This is a genomic window from Pseudoalteromonas sp. S16_S37 (genome assembly GCF_014694405.1).
Lineage (GTDB): Bacteria > Pseudomonadota > Gammaproteobacteria > Enterobacterales > Alteromonadaceae > Pseudoalteromonas.
Window position 1 is genome coordinate 102,956 of the sequence record NZ_JAAUWV010000007.1, and the last position, 19,415, is coordinate 122,370.

General features: G+C 41.8%; 18 protein-coding genes and 1 tRNA gene. 14 read left to right on the forward strand and 5 right to left on the reverse strand.

The window, feature by feature from the left end:
- Positions 1-106: 106 nt before the first annotated feature.
- Together lptF and lptG are read left to right on the forward strand one after the other, a co-directional pair.
- Complete coding sequence (gene lptF, locus HC733_RS05750) at positions 107-1,219, forward strand: LPS export ABC transporter permease LptF (protein WP_190364092.1); 1,113 nt, start codon at positions 107-109, stop codon at positions 1,217-1,219.
- Positions 1,216-2,283, forward strand: a complete 1,068-nt coding sequence (gene lptG / locus HC733_RS05755) for an LPS export ABC transporter permease LptG (protein ID WP_190364093.1) — start codon at positions 1,216-1,218, stop codon at positions 2,281-2,283. Before lptF ends, lptG begins: the two co-directional genes overlap by 4 nt.
- A 39-nt stretch (positions 2,284-2,322) precedes the next feature.
- On the opposite strand, the gene HC733_RS05760 is transcribed toward lptG, so the two are convergent.
- The gene (locus HC733_RS05760) at positions 2,323-2,820 is read right to left on the reverse strand and encodes an RDD family protein (protein ID WP_190364094.1); all 498 of its coding nucleotides are present in this window, start codon (positions 2,818-2,820) and stop codon (positions 2,323-2,325) included.
- Between the two features lie 269 nt (positions 2,821-3,089).
- Between HC733_RS05760 and HC733_RS05765 the strand changes: the two genes are divergently transcribed.
- Both HC733_RS05765 and HC733_RS05770 read left to right on the forward strand, forming a co-directional pair.
- A tRNA-Leu gene (locus HC733_RS05765) sits at positions 3,090-3,174 on the forward strand.
- A gap of 358 nt (positions 3,175-3,532) precedes the next feature.
- Positions 3,533-4,093, forward strand: a complete 561-nt coding sequence (locus HC733_RS05770; RefSeq protein WP_190364095.1) for a phosphoribosyltransferase — start codon at positions 3,533-3,535, stop codon at positions 4,091-4,093.
- 41 nt (positions 4,094-4,134) lie between these two features.
- Here HC733_RS05770 and HC733_RS05775 read toward each other — a convergent pair whose 3' ends face one another.
- On the reverse strand, positions 4,135-4,791 hold the full coding sequence (locus HC733_RS05775; RefSeq protein WP_190364096.1) for a Crp/Fnr family transcriptional regulator: 657 nt from the start codon (positions 4,789-4,791) through the stop codon (positions 4,135-4,137).
- A gap of 193 nt (positions 4,792-4,984) precedes the next feature.
- Between HC733_RS05775 and HC733_RS05780 the strand changes: the two genes are divergently transcribed.
- Positions 4,985-5,254, forward strand: a complete 270-nt coding sequence (locus HC733_RS05780; RefSeq protein ID WP_342365991.1) for a YgjV family protein — start codon at positions 4,985-4,987, stop codon at positions 5,252-5,254.
- A 21-nt stretch (positions 5,255-5,275) separates the two neighbouring features.
- Here HC733_RS05780 and HC733_RS05785 read toward each other — a convergent pair whose 3' ends face one another.
- Entirely contained in the window at positions 5,276-6,916 is a 1,641-nt protein-coding gene (locus HC733_RS05785) for an amidohydrolase (protein WP_190364098.1), read from the reverse strand.
- 105 nt (positions 6,917-7,021) lie between these two features.
- On the opposite strand from HC733_RS05785, the gene HC733_RS05790 reads away from it, so the two are divergent.
- Positions 7,022-7,522 (forward strand): DUF1543 domain-containing protein, encoded by a 501-nt coding sequence (locus tag HC733_RS05790; RefSeq protein WP_190364099.1) that lies wholly within the window; start codon positions 7,022-7,024, stop codon positions 7,520-7,522.
- Between the two features lie 3 nt (positions 7,523-7,525).
- Here HC733_RS05790 and HC733_RS05795 read toward each other — a convergent pair whose 3' ends face one another.
- Positions 7,526-7,735 (reverse strand): hypothetical protein, encoded by a 210-nt coding sequence (locus HC733_RS05795; protein ID WP_190364100.1) that lies wholly within the window; start codon positions 7,733-7,735, stop codon positions 7,526-7,528.
- A 239-nt stretch (positions 7,736-7,974) separates the two neighbouring features.
- Here HC733_RS05795 and proB point away from each other — a divergent pair, with 239 nt between their 5' ends.
- The 6 genes from proB to HC733_RS05825 all read left to right on the forward strand — a co-directional run bounded on the left by proB (position 7,975) and on the right by HC733_RS05825 (position 14,270).
- Positions 7,975-9,075: a glutamate 5-kinase gene (gene proB, locus HC733_RS05800; protein WP_190364101.1), complete on the forward strand. Its 1,101-nt coding sequence runs from the start codon at positions 7,975-7,977 to the stop codon at positions 9,073-9,075.
- 74 nt (positions 9,076-9,149) lie between these two features.
- The gene (locus HC733_RS05805; protein ID WP_238937463.1) at positions 9,150-10,127 is read left to right on the forward strand and encodes a GGDEF domain-containing protein; all 978 of its coding nucleotides are present in this window, start codon (positions 9,150-9,152) and stop codon (positions 10,125-10,127) included.
- Positions 10,128-10,173: 46 nt separating this feature from the next.
- The gene (locus tag HC733_RS05810) at positions 10,174-10,539 is read left to right on the forward strand and encodes a glutaredoxin family protein (RefSeq protein ID WP_190364102.1); all 366 of its coding nucleotides are present in this window, start codon (positions 10,174-10,176) and stop codon (positions 10,537-10,539) included.
- 97 nt (positions 10,540-10,636) lie between these two features.
- Positions 10,637-12,121: a glutamate--tRNA ligase gene (gene gltX, locus HC733_RS05815; protein ID WP_190364103.1), complete on the forward strand. Its 1,485-nt coding sequence runs from the start codon at positions 10,637-10,639 to the stop codon at positions 12,119-12,121.
- Positions 12,122-12,265: 144 nt separating this feature from the next.
- Positions 12,266-12,958, forward strand: coding sequence for a DUF3581 family protein (locus HC733_RS05820; RefSeq protein WP_190364104.1), 693 nt, complete (start codon positions 12,266-12,268; stop codon positions 12,956-12,958).
- 82 nt (positions 12,959-13,040) lie between these two features.
- Entirely contained in the window at positions 13,041-14,270 is a 1,230-nt protein-coding gene (locus HC733_RS05825) for a DEAD/DEAH box helicase (protein ID WP_190364105.1), read from the forward strand.
- Positions 14,271-14,319: 49 nt separating this feature from the next.
- Here HC733_RS05825 and HC733_RS05830 read toward each other — a convergent pair whose 3' ends face one another.
- Positions 14,320-15,276 (reverse strand): methylenetetrahydrofolate reductase, encoded by a 957-nt coding sequence (locus HC733_RS05830; RefSeq protein WP_190364106.1) that lies wholly within the window; start codon positions 15,274-15,276, stop codon positions 14,320-14,322.
- A 264-nt stretch (positions 15,277-15,540) separates the two neighbouring features.
- Between HC733_RS05830 and HC733_RS05835 the strand changes: the two genes are divergently transcribed.
- On the forward strand, positions 15,541-18,408 hold the full coding sequence (locus tag HC733_RS05835; protein ID WP_190364107.1) for a M16 family metallopeptidase: 2,868 nt from the start codon (positions 15,541-15,543) through the stop codon (positions 18,406-18,408).
- 188 nt (positions 18,409-18,596) lie between these two features.
- Complete coding sequence (cysE, locus tag HC733_RS05840; RefSeq protein ID WP_190364108.1) at positions 18,597-19,412, forward strand: serine O-acetyltransferase; 816 nt, start codon at positions 18,597-18,599, stop codon at positions 19,410-19,412.
- Positions 19,413-19,415: the final 3 nt, after the last annotated feature.

A 19,415-nucleotide genomic window follows, 5' to 3' on the forward strand; every position in this document is an offset into this window, starting at 1 on the left:
GTATGATAATTAAATTTGATGGCATATAATAAACTGACTAAAATAACCAGTTTACTCAAAATTTCCCACTATTCCAGTGAAACACGAAGTTTTATAGGGGCAAACATTGCTAATCTTTCGTTATTTAACTGCTGAGGTATTAAAATCGCAGATCGCCGTGTTTCTCACGTTGATGACGATTTTCTTGTCGCAAAAGTTCGTTCGGATCCTCAGTGATGCGTCAGACGGTGACTTACCAGCAAAGCTTGTGGCGTCGGTGTTGATGCTAAAACTACCACAACTGGCTGTCTATATTTTACCGCTAAGCTTGTTTTTGGGCATTATTTTAGCTTACAGCCGCGTGTATGCTGATAGTGAAATGACCGTGTTGAGGGCTTGTGGCGTCAGTGAGTGGTATGTGGTTCGCGTCACTTTAGTGTCGAGTGTTTTTTTTGCACTGCTTGCTGGAGTGGTTAGTTTGTATGTTGCCCCTTGGGCGTCTGAAAAAGAATATCAACTCAAAGAGCAGGCAGAAGCTGAATCTGGGTTGTCGGCTTTGCGTGCCGGTCGATTCCAACAAACAGGTAACGAAAAAGCAGTGGTGTTTGTGCACAATATTTTGGATCAAGGTAAGGAGTTGGATAAAGTCTTTGTGGCACAACTTCCGAACAAAGATTCAAACCAAGCAGCGCGCATAGTTTACGCTCAAAAAGGGCGCGTTATCGAGCAAGAAAGTGGTGAGCAACAGCTCGTGCTCAATGATGGAAAACGTTACGAAACGGACGGCTTAAGTCAGGCATTAAACAAAACCGAATTTGCCAGTTATCAAGTGCAAATACGAGAGCAAATCATTGAACATCAACGACGTAAGTTAGAAGCAATACCGACCTTACAGTTACTCGCAATGGATACACCTCAAGCCGCTGCTCAGCTTCAGTTACGCCTGTCAGTACCCATTTCTATTATTCTGCTGACGTTACTGGCGGTTCCCCTAAGCGTTGTTAATCCTCGACAAGGTAAATTTGCCAAGCTAGTGCCTGCAATCAGTTTATATCTTGGTTACTTCATTTTATTAAACGCCGGAAAGTTTTTGGTTGCAGAGGGTAAGATCCCTCCAGCTGTAGGGCTTTGGTGGATCCACTTAAGTGTATTATTTATTGGTGCTTATTTGATTGCTAAAGGGCGACCATTTGGTGTGTGGGTACGCTCACTGTTAACAAAACAGGCGTCGGTTGCATGATGAAAACATTAGATTGGTATTTGGGTAGAAGCATCTTGCAAACCACAGGGTTTGCGCTTTTGGTGTTTGTTGGGATCAATACTTTAATCAAGTATATTGAACAGCTGAAATCTGTTGGCCGCGGTAGCTACGATATGACTGACGCTATGCTGTATACCTTTTATAGCATGCCATCGGATATTGTGGTGTTCTTCCCAATGGCTGCATTAATTGGCGGATTGACTGGACTGGGCGCGTTGGCATCGAGCAGCGAGCTGGTTGTTATGCAGGCTGCAGGTATGTCACGTTTACAAATCATCGGCTCAGTAATGAAAACAGCGATTGTACTTGCTCTTTGCATGACGGCATTGGGTGAGTGGGGAGTGCCGCAAGCCGAAAAGGCCGCTAAACAACTGCGCAACAATGCTATTTTTGGCGGTGAGGTGTTTAATGCGCAAAAAGGTGTTTGGGCTAAAGATGGCAGTAACTTTATTAATATCGGCAATATTGAAAAGTCGGGCGATCTTAAAGATGTGAGCATTTACTATTTCAATGATGATTTAGAGCTTACTAAAGTGATGCGGGTAGAACATGGTAAAAGTGTTCCACAAGGTTGGATTTTTAACGGTATCGAAGAAGTCACTCTAGGTGAAAATAAAATCACTACGCATTATCGTGAGTCGCAAATATACAACTCTCAGCTTACAGCAGAAAAGCTCGATGTGGTGTCTGTCGATCCTGAGTCGTTATCATTTAGAGGGATTTGGTCTTATTTGTCTTACTTAGAGCAAAATGATCAAGATACCAGCAGCTATGATTTAGCACTTTGGCGAAAGGTTATGCAGCCACTAACGATTGCGGTGATGCTTTTGGTGGCCCTCTCGTTTATTTTTGGTCCGCTGCGCTCAGTGAGCATGGGAGCCAGAATTATCATGGGTGTTGTTACGGGGTTGGCTTTTCATTTGAGTAATGAAATATTTGGTCCAATCGTGATGGTATATAACGTGCCTGCGGTGGTTGGTGCGATGATGCCAAGCTTGCTGTTTGTGGTTATTGCCAGCTACTTGCTCAAGCGTAATCAGTAAAGCGATTAAGCCCAGCATGCTATGCTGGGCTCAACCATGTTAATCTAAACTATTATATACTTTCTTATTTTCTTCTTTAGTCAATACAACTACTTCGGTGTTACAAAGCAGGTCTTGTAAAGCACGCTTCTTTTTAAAATCAACTAACACGAGTAAATTTCCTAATCCACACAGTGCACATACGCTTCGTAATAAAGCTGTAGACCATGGTAAGAGTTCACCAGAGTGTGTTTGCACTTTTAATCTCCACGCCCGCATACCAATAGTTTGGCCGCTTTTAGTCCAAAAGTAGGCGTAGAACAAGATACCAACTAACACCAACAAAACGGCGCGAATTGCGTAAAGAATAGGAGATGCTTGAATATAAGCTGAGACATCAGGATGCTCTCCGATAGCTAACACCCCCGCAGATATAAAGCCTTGTACAATTAATAGATAAATCACGGTTGTTAGCATTGCAAAAGCAATAACAACTAATCCGTCATAGATTAGTGAAGCGAATCGACGAAAGAAACCAGCGCTGGGAAACTGTGACATGTGTGAACTCTCACTCAAAACAAACGATCAGATTTGCAGTATTTTACACAACCCAGCAAATAATGGCGAAAATCATTGTAAATGGCGGTTTTATAGCTGTTTTGTACAAATACCAAGCAGTTGGTGTGGCTCTGTTAAAAAATTGCTTGCCCAGTGAAGCGATGTTTGTATAATGCATGGCATAGAGACGAAGGCATTATAAACAAAGCCTAAGCTCAAAGTGGTTTTTCTTTATTTTCTCTTGCTTTAGAAGATGAAAGAAAAATTATGCCAGTGTGATGGAATTGGTAGACATGACGGATTCAAAATCCGTTGCCTTCGGGCGTGGCGGTTCAAGTCCGCCCACTGGTACCACTTTTTATAACCCTAACCTCTTGGTTAGGGTTTTTTTATGCCTGAATTTTGCGATGAAAACTCTATAAAACTTTAACATCCTTGATGAGTTATGGGGGCGACGCTCTCTGTCGGGTTTCCTTGCCACAAAATTGATCGCTTACTTAAGCTTATTGATACGAAGTTTCTATTCTAGTCTTAAATTAAAATCTGTAAGAGATAACTTGTTTTATATAAGGTTACAGCAAGCATTTTTTATTTATCTGCGCTAAAATAAGCGGTTACAACTTAGGCTGCTTTAAGTGCTTTCTTGGTGTTTCGAGAAACTTTTTGAAGTGGCGTACACACGACATTATTCGCATTCTCACGGGGTTTTTGTATGTCAGATAAGTGCTATATCACCGCACAACAGTTGCTAGAAGATTCATTTCGTCTTGCTGCACAAGTTTATGAAGATGGCTTTCGCCCAGACTTTATTATCGGTATTTGGCGAGGTGGTGCGCCAATAGGTATCGCAGTTCAGGAATATTATGACTACAAAGGCATCGACACTGATCATATCGCGGTGCGTACTTCATCGTACTATGGCATTGGTAAGCAATCAAAAGAAATAAAAGTGCATGGCCTGCATTATATTATTGAAAATGCCAATGCAGGCGACTCGTTATTGATTGTGGATGACGTATTTGATTCTGGGCGCAGTATCTATGCCTTAAAAGAGAAATTAGCAGAACTAATGCGTCTTAATTTACCGAAAGAAATTCGTGTTGCTTGTCCGTATTACAAACCTACAAATACCAAAGTTCCCATGAAGCCAGACTACTTTATTCACGAGTCTGATGAATGGTTGGTATTTCCTCATGAGTTATCGGGCTTAACACCGGATGAGATCATTGCTGGTAAATCAGATCTGAGCAAGATCCAAGATCTTTTTAAATAACCAGTCTATGCACTAAGCTGGTTTACTCACCAGCTTAGTGATCACACTTGTGAAAAGCTATCAACAAAATCTTGTAATGCGTCTAAATCTACCGGTTTTAATCCCTCGCTGCTTCTCACTATCAGGCCCTTATCAACCAGCTCAGTAACCACGCGTCTGTATGCCCGTTCAGTGGTTGCAAATCGCTCAGCTTCGGCATTAACGGTAGGGTAAGCGCGCAGTAACGTTGGGTTGTTGTTTTCGGCTCTTAATAAGCAGTCTTTGGCTATGTTATAGCTTAAAGGCAGTAACAGTTTATCTAAGTTAATTTTTTGATTTTCAGCAAATTTTGCCGCAATTGTTTGCGCCGTATAAAGACTCAATTCAGGCTGATCGAGTAATAATTGACGCCAGTGTTTTAGCTCAATTAAATTGTATTGCACGTCGCTTAAACAGGTTACTGTATAGATACACGGCTGGTTGTTGAGCGCTTCGATCTCGCCAATGAGCGTATTATTACAGTCAAGCTGTCCGAGCAGTAGGCGACGACCGTTGCCAACATCATAACTAAAAGAAACTGTGCCGCTTCGAACTAAAATAAGTTTAGTTAAAGGTTCGTCTTGATGGATTAATACGTCTTTTTTACTGTGAACAAATGCATTGCCAGCGAAGCTTAGCAACTGTTCTACAAGATTGCTTGAAAAATGATATTGAAACATCTAGATGGCTCTTCGGACATTTGTCCTATTTATTAATATTGAATAAAGATAGCATGACCACAATGATTTTATGCTAACTCACACCTGCTATTGAGGTTTTTCTCGTTTAGCCCCCATCCCGTGTTAGAGCTTACTAGGGTACTAATTCAAAGGGGTTTGTGAGTTAGCTTTTTTATTCTAGGCTTTACCATACATATATCGTTATTACGCGACCCTCTATGCTAACTCAACTAATTGGAGAGAACAAATGACTTGGGAATATTTAGGCTACATTGCCTCAGTTTTTTTAGTTATCTCTCTGATGATGAGCAATGTGATTAAATTACGCTGGTTTAACTTAACGGGATGTGTGTGTTTTACCATCTATGGGGTGATGATAGAGGCTTGGCCGGTGGCTTTAACCAATGGGTTATTAGCATTGGTTAATATTTACCATTTGTATAAGCTGCATCGAGTGCAATAACCTCAATGCAGCTACAAAAAGCTATTGCTGGTAAGCTAAATTACCAGCCAGCCATGTTTGTATGACTTTTATGTCATCGATTTCAGACGCATCAATATTAAAATAATCTTTGTCGATTAGAATAAAATCCGCCCACTTTCCTTTTTCTAAGCTACCTAGTTTATGTTCTTGAAACGCGGCATAGGCTGCATCAAGGGTAAATGCTCTCAGTGCTTGCTCTTTATTTAGTTTCTCTTGAGCTAGCCAGCCTTTTTCTGGTTTGTTATCGCGAGACATTCGGGTAACTGCCGCGTGCAAGCCATAGAAAGGGTTTGCTAACTCCACCGGATAATCTGAACCAGCTGCAATTTTACTACCTTGCTTTAAGAATGTTTGCCATGCATACGCGCCACGAAGTTGTTGTTCATCTAAGCGCAGCTCGGCCATATGCATATCAGATGTTGCATGAATAGGTTGCATAGAAGGGATAATACTAAGCGTTTTAAAACGAGGAATATCATCGGGGTGGACTATTTGTGCATGTTCAATGCGATTACGCAGTAGTTTCCCGCCCACGGTTTTAAATATATTTTCATAGCTATCAAGCACTATGCGATTGGCTTTATCGCCAATGGCGTGAGTATGCGCACTGTAGCCATGGGCAAAGCTTTGTTTAAGCAATGATTCTAGCTGCGCTTGTGTCTCAAGCATCAAGCCTGTGTGGCCCTTTCTATCGTGATAATCTGCCAATAACGCGGCTCCTCGACTGCCAAGTGCCCCATCTGCATAGATTTTTACGCTGCGAATACTCAAAAAGTCGTCTTTTTCTTTGATAACGCCGTGTTTGAGCATAGTTAGTAAGCGCTCATCACTGGCACTTAACATAGCGTAAATTCTCAAAGGCAATGTGTGTTGCTCTGCACGCTGTTGATACAATTGCCAAGTCCCATGATCAATGCCTGCATCATGGGTTGAGGTAATACCCAAACTTAGCAAATGCTGACCCGCTTTGTTTAAAGCTAATTGCCTTTGCTCATCAGTGGAGGGGGGAATGTGAGTTTTGATTAGTTGCTCAGCTTTATCAATAAATACACCACTTGGTTGGTCATCTGATAGACGAATGATCTCCCCCCCTGCGGGTGCTTTAGTTTGTTTATCAATGCCTGCAAGCGCCATGGCTTTGCTATTAACCCATATGGCATGCCCATCTACTCTGGTGAGAACGACGGGCCTGTCACTTACATACTGGTCTAACTGTTTAGCAGTTGGGAACTGTTTATCAGGCCAAAGGGTTTGATCCCAACCCCTGCCAATTAACCACCCCTTAGGTGCTTGTTTTGCATAGTCACGTAACTTTTCACCAATGGCTGATACTGATGTTATGCCTCTGACATCGAGCCTTAACAAGTTATCACCCAAACCAATAACATGGCCATGCGCATCAATTAAACCGGGTAACAGTGTGTGGCCTTTACCATCAATTTGAGTTGCTTGAGGGAACTCTTTAATAATGTCTTTTTCGCCAGTTTTTACCACTTTACCGTCTTTGAAAACCAGCACATTAAAAGTGTTTAATTCTCCTTTGAGTGTAGGACTGTAGCCCTTTACATTGTGAATCACGATTGTTTGAGCATAGGTTAGGGTGCTGCATATCAGCACAGCTAGACTTGCCAACAGTTTCATACGGTCACCTATTTTTGTAGTTATTGTTAGCCACCATAACTTAGTTTTAAGATGGACTCAAAATAATGATATGATTGAATTTTGTAGTTAAAAAGGAAACTTTCAATGCAGTTGTTTATGGTTTATTTGGGTGGACGAGTGAGTGGCTGCCATATTGAAATGCACGATGTACGATTTGTTATTGGCGAAAAAATCGAAGATTGCTACCAAAAATTAAAAGCACAGTGGGTTGGGGATAAAGCTGCTGTGCATATGGACTCTTATGTCGCTATCAATCATGTAGATGGTTATGAAGTGAGTTTAGTGAAAGAGCAGCCTAAGCATGCATTAAAACTTTATTTTGTAAATATGGGGGCTTATGTGCCAGAGCGCTTAGCCGAGCAACACGATTTTGCCTTGTTTGTAGCACAAAACGAGCAAGAAGCTAAAGCAAAGGCCAAACAGCAGCTACTTAACGGTATGAGCCACCTTCATAAAGACAACTTACATGATGTGGATGACTGCTTTGCCATTGACTTACTAGATGAGCAGTACTTTATTGAGTTAAAGGCAAGCGGCAAAAATCAAACCTTGTCACCAGATTGGTTTGGCTATCACATCCTGTGATCATTACTCGTGCTTATCAGCTTTTATCGCAATTTTTATCGCAATAAGCACGATAGCAAACATTAAAAATGGTAACGCTGCTAAGGCATATTCGGCGATATTGCTGTCTTGATAGTTAGGTTGCAGGATATAATGTCCACCTATGCATAACGCAATTGTCACAAGTAAAAGCGGTAGCATTATCAGTTCTTTGCGTTTTGAATGTGCTTTCATAATATTTAATCTCCTAACCACCAGTGTGATGCCTTTTTCACAAATACTTATTGATACTGATCATTAAAAGCCATCGAACATTCTCATTTAATTATTACCTTGAAAACTGTTTATTTTTTATAGCCACAAGGCAAGTAAATGACGCGCGATTCTAGCACTATATCGACATATGAACAAAATTAACTTGTGCCACGCACAGGCTTTGATATAACTGCTTTTTTAAATACTGGAATAGGGCTATGGGGCAGCAAATAATAGTAATAAAATTGGGAACTAGCGTGCTTACTGCGGGTGATGTTCACTTGAACAAGCCACGCATGGTTGAGTTGGTTCGCCAGTGTGCCGAACTAAAAAAACAAGGTCATCAAATCGTATTGGTTTCAAGTGGTGCTGTTGCCGCTGGCCGTTCTCAATTAGCCCAGCCCTGTGGCGATTCTATTTCAGAAAAACAAATGTTGGCAGCGATAGGCCAAGGTCAGCTTATCCACTTATGGCAAACCTTGTTTGCTTTGTATGATATTCCTGTCGCTCAAATGCTACTTACCAGAGCGGATGTAGAGCATCGCGAACGGTATCTTACGGCCAGAGACACCCTTACACAGCTGTTAAAGCATCAAGTGATCCCCATTATTAATGAAAACGATGCGGTTGCGACGAGCGAAATCAAAGTAGGTGACAACGACAACTTATCCGCGATGGTGGCTATTTTAGCTAACGCCAGCAAGTTGATCCTGCTGACTGATCAAGTTGGTTTATTCACTGCTGATCCTCGCATCAACCCTGAGGCCGAATTAATTGCCCAAGTACACCGCATAGACGATGACTTACGCGCATTAGCGGGTGGCAGTGGTACCTCTTTGGGCACAGGTGGTATGGCAACTAAGTTGCAAGCAGCAGATATTGCGCAGCGCGCAGGTATTGAGACTGTCATAGCCAAAGGCAGCGAAGCGAATATTGTACTTAAAATCATGGCAAAAGAGGCACAAAGTACCACGTTTATGCGTTTTGACGCGCCTGTTGAAGGACGCAAAAAATGGTTACTCTCAGCGCCTAAATCGACCGGAACTGTGATACTTGATGACGGCGCTTGCAAAGCAATTACGCTACAAGGTGCGAGCTTATTGGCTAAAGGTGTTGTTGCTGTGTCAGGGCAGTTTGTTAGAGGTGACCTCGTGAGCGTTACTAATCAGAGCGGGCAGATCATCGCCAAAGGATTATGTGGCTTTTCAGATAGAGAACTAGATACGATTAAGGGCTGTCACAGCGCTGAAATTGCATCGGCGTTGGGCTATAAAGCTTCCAGTGTAGTGATCCACAGAGATGATATGGTACTGCTGTAAAATTATCCTAAACACATGCAAAATGAGAACCTTACGCTAAGATTAAACTTACAGTATACAAGGTGAGGAAACAAATGAGTAAGGTCTCATCATGTGGCTATGAATGGACAATTCAGCTTGTGTCACAAAACAGTGAGCATACGCTTGATAAATGCTTATCCAATATCTTAAGCACAGCGCTTGCTAAGCCTTGTCCGTTTGCATTTTATTTCAGTAAAAGTTTATCGATACAGCAAACGCCTTGTGTAATATTTACCTCAAGTGAACAGTGGTTTGACGAACAATTAGATGTACCAGCACTTGTTACGCGCTTAAACAAACTTAACCATGATGTACAACTGCTTAGTTTAGCGCAGATGCAAATACTTCCGGTGCGTTATCAAGGTTTGATACTGGGGTTTTTGGCTGTAGACAATAACGCCATCATCCCCACCTCTGAACACAATGTCTTAAATCACATCTTAAATATTTATGTACATCAATTAGCTACTTTGCAATACGCTAGAATAGACCCGCTAACTCAGCTATTAAATCGTCAAACGTTCGATGAAAAAGTAATAGATATTGTTGCTGGAAAAGAAGCGTGGCTTGTTAGGGAGCATGGCAATGACGTGAAATGGTATATGGCGATGGCAGACATAGATCATTTCAAACACGTTAATGATAATCATGGTCATGTTATTGGTGATGAGGTGATATTGCTGGTGGCACAGTTGCTAAAAAGTAACTTTCGTATTGGTGATTATGTGTTTCGCTATGGTGGTGAAGAGTTTGCAATAGTATTCCCTTGTAAAAATGAAGGGGAGGCAATCGAAAAACTCGATAATGTGCGCGCAATTATCGCTGCAACACGTTTTCCGCAAGTTGGTCACGTTACAATTAGTTTGGGCGTTGTGGAGCTTAAGGATATTGCGCAAGTAGCAGATTTTGTAAATCGCGCCGATCAAGCTTTGTATCAATCGAAGTTAGATGGCCGCAACCGAGTAACCGCTTTTTCTAGCTTAGATAGTGGTAAGGACAGTCATCGAACAGGTGATATTGAATTATTTTAGGTTGTGATATGATGGCGCCCATTAGAGTTTAGTAATGGGAGCAAACATGAAGTTTGTACGTTGGTTTTTAGGGCGCATTATTTTGTTGCTCGATTTTATATTTACTCCGCGCAGCAAAAAACGTCCATCAGATGAACAGCAAAAATTAGACGCTCACACCGCAAACATGAAGCTGTATCAATTCAAAGCATGTCCATTTTGTGTCAAAGTTCGTCGCGCCATTAAGCGTGAGGGACTAAAAATAGAGACTCGTGATGCCAAGAATAATCCGCAATTTAGAGAAGAGTTAGCTCAGCAAGGCGGTAAAATAAAAGTTCCGTGTTTGCGTATTGAGCAAGATAATCAAGTTACTTGGTTGTACGAATCAAGCGATATTGTTAGCTACCTAGAAAAGCTTGAAAAAGCCGCATAATTTCACTCACTATCTATGCGTGAGCGTTTGAGTTACCAAGCGGTTATGCTAGCATAACCGCCCATCATCTATTGTCAGAAATTTAAAGAGAAACACCATGACTATCCGTACTCGTGTTGCACCTTCACCTACAGGTGATCCGCATTTAGGTACCGCTTATATTGCCCTTTTTAACTACTGTTTTGCTAAGCAGCAAGGCGGAGAGTTTGTTTTACGTATCGAAGATACCGACCAAGTCCGCAGTACTTTAGAGTCGGAGCAAGCGATTATGGATAGCTTACGCTGGTTAGGTCTTAACTGGGATCATGGTCCAGACGTAGGCGGTGAATTTGGTCCGTACCGTCAATCAGAGCGTAGCGAATTATATAGAAAATATGCGCACCAACTTGTTGAACAAGGTAAAGCATTTTACTGTTTCGCTACCGCCGAAGAATTAGATGAAATGCGCGAACAGCAAATGGCAGAAGGTCTGCGCCCTAAATACGATGGCCGCGGTCTACTGCTCAGCGAAGAAGAAGTAAAAGCCAATCTTGAAGCGGGCAAACCTTATGTGATCCGTATGAAGATCCCAAGTGAAGGTACGTTCAAGTTCAATGATTATCTACGCGGTGAAATAGAGATCCCGTGGGAGAACGTTGACATGCAAGTGCTGCTAAAAGCAGATGGATTTCCAACTTACTTCTTAGCGAATGTTGTGGATGATCATCATATGCAGATCAGCCATATCTTCCGTGGTGAAGAGTGGATCAACTCAGCCCCTAAGCTGCTTAAACTTTACGAAGATTTTGGCTGGCAAGCGCCTGTGCTTGGCCATTTACCACTACTACGTAACCCTGATAAGTCAAAACTATCGAAGCGTAAGAACCCAACGTCAATCAACTACTACAAAGAAATGGGCTTTTTACCTGAAGCCGTGTTGAACTATCTTGGTCGCATGGGTTGGTCTATGCCCGATGAACGTGAAAAGTTTACTTTGGCTGAAATGATTGAACATTTTGACATGAAACGTGTATCACTGGGTGGTCCTGTATTTGATGTTGATAAACTCAGTTGGTTAAACGGTTTGTGGATCCGTGAAAACTTAACTGACGAGCAGTTAATTCAGCGCTTCGTGGATTGGAAGTTTAATACGCAGACTTTGAGCCGCATTTTACCTGAGGCAAAAACACGTATTAATACGTTATCTGATTTAGTTGATTTAGCGGGGCACTTTGTAGCTGGCCAGCCTGACTACGATCCTGCGCTGTTAACAGCAGGGAAAGCTGATGAAGACACGGTACGTCAAGCACTGCAGTTCTTTATCTGGCAATTAGAAGGGCTAAGAAGCTGGAACAAGTCTGAGATCTTTGCAATCGCTAAAAATGTAGCGACGTTCCATGAGCTGAAAATTAAGGATTTCCTAGAGCCAATCTTTGTCGCCATTACAGGCAAACAATCATCAACATCGGTGATTGATGCGATGGAAATTTTAGGCTCTGATCTGTCTCGCGCACGTTTACGTGTTGCTTTGGCACACATTGGCGTGTCTAAAAAGCAGGCTAAAAAGCTAGAAAAAGCATACAGAGATTTTTCAGAATCATAATTTATCTTGATGATATTTAATGAAAAAGCCGCATAGAGCATTATGCGGCTTTTTTTATTATGCATAAAAATAAACAGATATGACCTCTAGTTAGTAATATTCTGCTAACATAGCGCGGTTTTATAATCATGAAAGAAAAGGTTTATGTTAAGTCAATTTTACCAACTAGACGGTGATCAGGTTGTGATCTCTCGCCAGCAAGGCAGTGAATTTGCCAAGCGTGTGGCTGATGATTTTAACCCTTTGCATGATGTCGATGCGAAAAAGTTTTGTGTGCCGGGAGATCTACTGTTTTCTTTGGTGCTAGCACGTTATGGTGTAAGTGAAAATATGCACTTTACCTTCGCAGGAATGGTTGATGAAACCTCTAAACTGGACTTTCCTGCTGGTGGTGAAGAGTTTGATATCACCTCTGACGGTAAAGTGATGCTCAGTGTTAAGCGCGATGGCGTAAATAACCAGTGTCAAAGCTTAGTGAATAGCCTGACAAAAAATTATGTTGAGTTTTCGGGCACTGCGTTTCCTCATGTCATTATCCCTTTAATGGCAAAGCAGCAAGTGATGATCAATCCAGCCCGTCCAATGGTTATTTATGAATCAATGGCAATTCATTTAGATACGCTGGACGTAAAAGAACTTGAACTTGAAACAGATACGCCTGAATTTAGTTACGAAGGGAAACGCGGAAAAATCATTCTTAGGTTTAACTTGCTTAGCGATGGAAAGCGAGTAGGGCGCGGAGAAAAGCATATGTTGGTATCTGGGATCCGTGATTATTGCCAAGATATGGTTGATGGTCTAATTGATTACTACAATAATCGTAAAGACACGTTATAAGCTGCAATAGATTATCAAGCGCGCATCCAAAGCGCGCTTTTGTTATACTGGCAGCTATCTTAAGATTGCCCTAATTACATACATGTCATTTAAAGCCTTTTTGCTCGCTGATGAGCTCAATCAAGCATTAGAACAACTTAATTTTGTTGACCCAACTCCCGTGCAAGAACAATGTATTCCACTGTTGTTGTCAGGGCGTGACTTAGTAGCAACAGCGCAAACTGGTACCGGTAAAACCGCTGCGTTTATGTTGCCAATTTTACAGCAGCTATTAGCACAGCCACAGCAGCAAGGCGTTGTTAGGGCCTTGGTGGTTGCGCCTACCCGAGAGCTTGCTCAACAAGTGGCACAAAACACCGAAAGTTATGGGCAATATACGGGACTAAAAGTAGCTTGCTTGTATGGCGGCGCAAACATTGGGCCTCAAGAAAAGGCGCTTAAAGCGGGTGTTGATATTGTTATTGCCACGCCTGGAAGGCTGCTTGATCATCTTATTAAAGGGACCTTATCACTTGCTCAAGTGAAACATTTGGTGTTTGACGAGGCCGATCGTATTTTGGATATGGGGTTTATTGGTGAGATCAAACGTATCATGCGTCATCTGCCTGCAAAGCGGCAAACCTTGCTGTTTTCAGCCACAATAGATGAACAAGTGCAGACGCTTGTTAAACAGTGGTTGAACGATCCCAAACGGATCAGCGTAGATAAAGAAAACAGCGCAGCACAAAAGATAGAGCAAGTATTTTACGCGGTAGATGAAGACAGAAAGCGAGAGCTTATGTCTTATTTGATTGGTAAGAATAATTGGCAGCAAGTGTTGGTGTTTACCCGCACCAAAAATATGGCTGATGACTTAGCTAAGGAACTAAATAAAGACGGTTTAGCGACGCAGGCGATCCATGGTGATAAATCACAAGGCGCTAGAGATAAAGCGTTGGGCCAGTTTAAAAGTGGTCAAACTAGAGTGCTGGTTGCAACAGATGTCGCTGCCAGAGGTATCGATATATTAGACTTAGATTATGTGATTAATGCTGAGTTACCTTATGTCGCAGAAGATTATGTGCATCGTATAGGCCGTACAGGACGTGCAGGAAAAACAGGACATGCAATTTCGTTAGTGAGCATTGATGAGCAGTGGTTACTTGAAGAGATAGAGGTATTATTAGATGAGCGCCTTACACCGCAATGGCTGCCAGGTTATGAGCCGGATTTAAGTAAAGAGCCAAAAGATAATCGTAAAAATACCAATAAATCACGTAAGCAAAGAGATAAGAAAAAAGTGTTAAATAAGCGCTCATCAAGGCGCAGATAATAACCACTTAGGCAATGAAAAAGCACCGATTAAGGTGCTTTTTTACGTTTTAAGCAATTTGTTTTTCGGCTAGGGTCAGTTCCATCGTCGCTTTGAGTAGGCGATATAAATTAATGGATGCATCAATTTCTTCTTTTCGATTGGTTAAGCTCTCGATATTTAACCCAAGCGGTACGTCTAAGTGCGCGCAGCTTTTTAGGATCTGATCAAGGCTTTCTTTACAGATCCTAATTGATTCACTCAAAGAGTTTTCAGCGTCTAGAATACGCCATTGTGTGGCTTCAGGTACCGAAATTCCCAACCACTGCATAAATTCAAGCGTCTTTTGCCCACCGCATGGCGTAAAAGTTAAGATAATACGCTTAGGCGTTTGTCCTTGCTGACGGCAAGAGCGTGCATAACTGGTGATCAGATCAATGGTTGCTTGTGCGTTATACACCGCTTGCGAAATGAAAAACTCACACCCTTGTGAGGTTTTTTCTAGTAAACGTTCATGTTCGTTGTGCTTACTTGCGTGACGTTCCGCAATAGTTACGCCGCCAAGAAAAAACTCATCCTGATGCTGGCTAAGAGCCTGATAAGCATCTGATAGGCCTAATCTAATCTCTCCATGAGAAGAAGGGCTGCCAACCAGAACGAGGTTTTTTAAGCCATATTGATGCTTAGTGCTGGTTAACCATTCGTTGAATTCGCTGGCTTCACGTTGTGCAACACTTTTATAGGTGATCACATCGAGATTCGATAGCTTATGTATTAACTGACTATACTCACAAGGGTCTACAGTGTGCTTAAATGGAAATGGACGAGGAGCTTGAGTGCGGCTACTTTCGTCTTGGATATCATAAATGACCACACCGTCGTATTCAATTTCGTGCAAACGACCCAGCAGCTTAGCGGCGATATTTTCCAGCTTTTCTTTATCAGTGCCAGCTTTAGGTGGCGTTGTACCAATTAAGTATACCCCTTGGTTAGGGTCTAATATTTTCTCTTGCAGTGATAACGCCATGATCCTCATCCCAGCTCAATGTGTGTCGATTGGGGATAATATAGCAGCCATTTAGACGTCTAGATAGATTTTTTTGATGAAAGATATTCAATGACTATGAATTTATTTCAAGTTAAGGGCTCTCTCAGATGTACTTGGATAAATTTGTTTACACTATTTTGCTCTCGGAAATGTCATCACGCTTGAAAAGTCATGCATAATGAAACTGGTTTACTCATCTTTTGATGATAACTGCGCGATTAAATAAAAAACTCAGGGAATACTATGAAATTTAAACTTTTGGCAACGAGCCTTGCGGTAACGCTTGCGCTAACAGGGTGCGTGAGTACTGATAAACAGCGTGCGACGAGTGAGATACAAGCACAAGCGAATGATAAGGTATTTTCGCAAGACTATCTTTTAGAAGAGCTAGAAAATGGCTTGCGCGTAATGGTAGTTAAAACCGATTACCCTGACGTGGTTTCTGTACAAATCCCGGTCTCTGTCGGTTCGAGAAACGAGGTTGAGGCTGGTCGCACCGGTTTTGCGCACTTCTTTGAACATATGATGTTCAAAGGTTCAGAAAAATACCCACAAGATGTTTATGCTGATATTTTGAAAAACTCTGGTGTTGATAACCGAGCTTATACTACCAATGATTACACAAACTACTATCTGAGCTTCTCAAAACAACACTTAGATAAGGTGTTGGAAATTGAGGCTGATATCTTTCAAAACTTAACTTATACACAAGCGCAATTTCGCACAGAAGCACTCACCGTTAAAGGCGAGTATTTAAAAAATAATGCAAATCCAATTCGTCAATTGATTTCAGCGGCGCGCGATGTAGCCTTTGAAAAGCATACTTATAAACACACCACCATGGGCTTTTTTGAAGACATTGAAGCAATGCCGGATCAAATGAGCTATGGGCAAACATTTTTTGAGCGTTTTTATAACCCAGAATATGTATCTTTGGTGATAGTGGGTGATGTTGACCCACAAAAAGCCATGGCAATGGTGAAAAAGCACTGGGGCAGCTGGCAAAAAGGCAACTACGTGGCTGATATTCCACAAGAGCCAAAACAGCAAACAGCAAAATATGTGCATAAGCAAAGTGAAGGACTTCCAGGTCATTGGTTGTTGGTGTCTTATAAGGGCACGGCATGGCAGCCCGAAAAGAAAGACCGTGCAGCACTGGATTTAATCGCTGATCTGTATTTTTCGAAAACATCTGAGTTGTATCAGCAATTGGTTGTTGAGCAACAAGTAGCCAGTCAGATGTTTACATACAATCCTGAAACAAAAGACCCAGGCTTGCTACACGTTTTTGTTAAAGTTGAGAATGAAAAAGACGTTGCTATGGTACGTGATGCTATCAATCAGACGTATGCCAAAGCGCGCACTCAATTAGTTGATGAAGATAAGCTTGCGGCGTTGAAGTCTAATCGTAAATATAGTTTTATTAATGAGTTAGATTCATCAGAGGCGATTGCCTCGACACTTGCCCAGTATATGCATTTTGAGCGAGATCCTGAAGTTATCAATCAGCTTTACGCCACAGCTGATGCAATTAGCGCGCAAGATATTCAAGACATAGCCAATAAGTATTTTGTTGATTCAAACCGCACAACGGTGACTATGTCAGCATTAGAGTCTATTACCGGGTTTGATAACGAAGTATCTCTGCAGGCCTTAGTTGACGCTGAAAATCAGCCTAAAGAACGTTATTTCAATGTGTTAGATAAAACTAATAGTTCGCCATTAGTGGATATGAATTTATTGTTTTACACCGGTGCTGCAGCTGATCCTCAAGGTAAAAAAGGTCTTGCTGCTATGACTGCGGCGATGATTGCCAATGGTGGTTCGCAAAGCAAAGCCTATAAAGACATTCAAAAAGCGCTTTACCCAATAGCGGGCTCATTTAACTATCAAGTAGATAAAGAAATGCTGTCTCTGCGTGGACGTGTTCACAAAGACAACATAGATCAGTGGTATGACTTGGTCAGTGAGCAGCTGTTAAATCCTGGGTTTAGAGAAGATGACTTCAGTCGTTTGAAAAAAGAAATGTTAGATAACATTAAAGCCAGCTTAAAATCTTCTAATGATGAAGAGCTGGGTAAAGAGGTCTTATATCACAAGCTTTATCAAGGTCATCCATATGAAAGCTACAATTATGGTGACTTATCAGATCTAGAGTCATTAACGCTTAATGATGTTAAAGCGTTTTATGCGGAGCACCTTACGCAGGCTAAGTTAAATGTCGGGATCACTGGTGCTATGCCGCAACAGGTGAAAGATAAGTTGTTCATGGATTTAGCTAAGTTACCAAAGGGTGATGAGAAGCGCTTAACAATTCCAGATGCACCTAAGCTTACAGGTCGTCATGCAACTATCGTTGAAAAAAGTGCAAAATCAACGGCGGTCTCTTTTGGTTTCCCTATCGACACAATTCGTAGCAGTAAAGACTGGACGGCTCTTTGGCTAGTGCGTTCGTACTTTGGTGAACACCGAAACTCGAATAGCTTCTTGTATCAGCGTATTCGAGAAGTACGTGGTATGAACTACGGTGATTATGCATACATTGAATATTTTCCACGCGGTATGTTCCAAACCAAGCCTGATGCCAACTTGGGGCGCACAGAGCAAATATTTCAAGTGTGGTTGCGACCACTGCGTTCAAACAACGATGCACACTTTGCAACACGAGTTGCGATGTATGAGCTAGATAAGATGATTAAAGAGGGCATGAGCGAGGAAGATTTTACTGCAACGCGTAACTTTTTAACTAACTATGTCGCGCAACTTGTTGCTAGCCAAGATAGACAATTAGGGTATGCGCTTGATAGTCAGTTCTACAATATAGAAAGCTTTGTAGATTATGTACGTGAACAGCTTGCTAGCTTGAGTGTTGAAGACGTTAATCGTGTCATCCGTGATAACCTACAAACTCAAAACGTACAGTATGTGTTTGTGACTGGTGACGGAAAAGACATGCAGCAGCGTTTAGCTGATGAGATATCTTCGCCATTAAGCTACAACTCTGAAAAACCAGAGCAGTTGCTGACAGAAGATAAAAAAATTGCAGATTATAAACTTAATATCCCAAGCGATAATATTGAAGTGCTTGATGTGAAATCAGTATTTGAGTAAATATTTGCGCTGTTAGTTTAAGCCGCACACCATGTGCGGCTTTTTAGTCTGCGCGCTTTATTGCTCGCACATTGCACTGTAAATAGCACTTTGTTATAACTAATTACTATATTGTTTTCTATTACGATAACACTTGCTAAAGTTTTATCGTTAGAATCACAACAGTTGATATGAATTAAGGTACCGCTATGCGTCATGAAATATGGCAACAACTTCGTACAGAAGCACAGGAGCTTGTTAGCCGAGAACCATTACTTGCCAGTCATGTTTATTCAAGTGTTTTGAATCATGAATGTTTGGGAGCGGCGTTGAGCTTTATTGTGGCTAATAAATTGGCAGATGCTGTGGTATCGGCATTTACAATTCGTGAACTGTTTGATCAAGCGTTTGTTGACTGTGATCACATGCTCACTCATGTTGCTCACGATATCAAAGCGGTAAAAGACCGGGACCCCGCCGCAGATAGCTACTTGACGGTTATGCTCAACCTCAAAGGGTTTCATGCCATACAAGCCCATAGGTTGGCGCATTGCTTATGGCGACAAAACCGCAAAGAGTTAGCTCGATTCATCCAAAGCAGAACCTCTGAAGTATTTGGCGTTGATATTCACCCTGCGTGTAAAGTCGGTCATGGCATCATGTTTGACCATGCAACAGGCATCGTGATTGGTGAAACAGCAGTGATAGAAGACAATGTGTCTATATTACAATCGGTTACTTTAGGTGGTACGGGTAATGAACAAGGTGATCGCCATCCTAAAATTAGGGCGGGGGTGCTTATTGGCGCAGGAGCTAAGGTGTTAGGCAACATCGAAGTAGGTGAAGGGGCTAGAATAGGCGCGGGCTCTGTAGTGCTTCGAGCTGTAGCGCCTCATACTACGGTGGTGGGGGTTCCTGCTAAAGTTGTAGGCAGACCTTGTAGCCCTTGTCCTGCAGAAAGTATGAACCAGAACTTCCTAGATGATGATCCTGAAAACGAATCGCATACTAGTGCGATGATCTAAGGG

What these genes read in the sequence shown, in the direction of transcription:
- lptG (WP_190364093.1), top strand. Translation starts at nt 1,216, where the DNA reads ATGATGAAAACATTAGATTGGTATTTGGGTAGAAGCATCTTGCAAACC.
- HC733_RS05760 (WP_190364094.1), bottom strand. Translation starts at nt 2,820, where the DNA reads ATGTCACAGTTTCCCAGCGCTGGTTTCTTTCGTCGATTCGCTTCACTA.
- HC733_RS05770 (WP_190364095.1), top strand. Translation starts at nt 3,533, where the DNA reads ATGTCAGATAAGTGCTATATCACCGCACAACAGTTGCTAGAAGATTCA.
- HC733_RS05775 (WP_190364096.1), bottom strand. Translation starts at nt 4,791, where the DNA reads ATGTTTCAATATCATTTTTCAAGCAATCTTGTAGAACAGTTGCTAAGC.
- HC733_RS05785 (WP_190364098.1), bottom strand. Translation starts at nt 6,916, where the DNA reads ATGAAACTGTTGGCAAGTCTAGCTGTGCTGATATGCAGCACCCTAACC.
- HC733_RS05790 (WP_190364099.1), top strand. Translation starts at nt 7,022, where the DNA reads ATGCAGTTGTTTATGGTTTATTTGGGTGGACGAGTGAGTGGCTGCCAT.
- HC733_RS05795 (WP_190364100.1), bottom strand. Translation starts at nt 7,735, where the DNA reads ATGAAAGCACATTCAAAACGCAAAGAACTGATAATGCTACCGCTTTTA.
- proB (WP_190364101.1), top strand. Translation starts at nt 7,975, where the DNA reads ATGGGGCAGCAAATAATAGTAATAAAATTGGGAACTAGCGTGCTTACT.
- HC733_RS05805 (WP_238937463.1), top strand. Translation starts at nt 9,150, where the DNA reads ATGAGTAAGGTCTCATCATGTGGCTATGAATGGACAATTCAGCTTGTG.
- HC733_RS05810 (WP_190364102.1), top strand. Translation starts at nt 10,174, where the DNA reads ATGAAGTTTGTACGTTGGTTTTTAGGGCGCATTATTTTGTTGCTCGAT.
- gltX (WP_190364103.1), top strand. Translation starts at nt 10,637, where the DNA reads ATGACTATCCGTACTCGTGTTGCACCTTCACCTACAGGTGATCCGCAT.
- HC733_RS05820 (WP_190364104.1), top strand. Translation starts at nt 12,266, where the DNA reads ATGTTAAGTCAATTTTACCAACTAGACGGTGATCAGGTTGTGATCTCT.
- HC733_RS05825 (WP_190364105.1), top strand. Translation starts at nt 13,041, where the DNA reads ATGTCATTTAAAGCCTTTTTGCTCGCTGATGAGCTCAATCAAGCATTA.
- HC733_RS05830 (WP_190364106.1), bottom strand. Translation starts at nt 15,276, where the DNA reads ATGGCGTTATCACTGCAAGAGAAAATATTAGACCCTAACCAAGGGGTA.
- HC733_RS05835 (WP_190364107.1), top strand. Translation starts at nt 15,541, where the DNA reads ATGAAATTTAAACTTTTGGCAACGAGCCTTGCGGTAACGCTTGCGCTA.
- cysE (WP_190364108.1), top strand. Translation starts at nt 18,597, where the DNA reads ATGCGTCATGAAATATGGCAACAACTTCGTACAGAAGCACAGGAGCTT.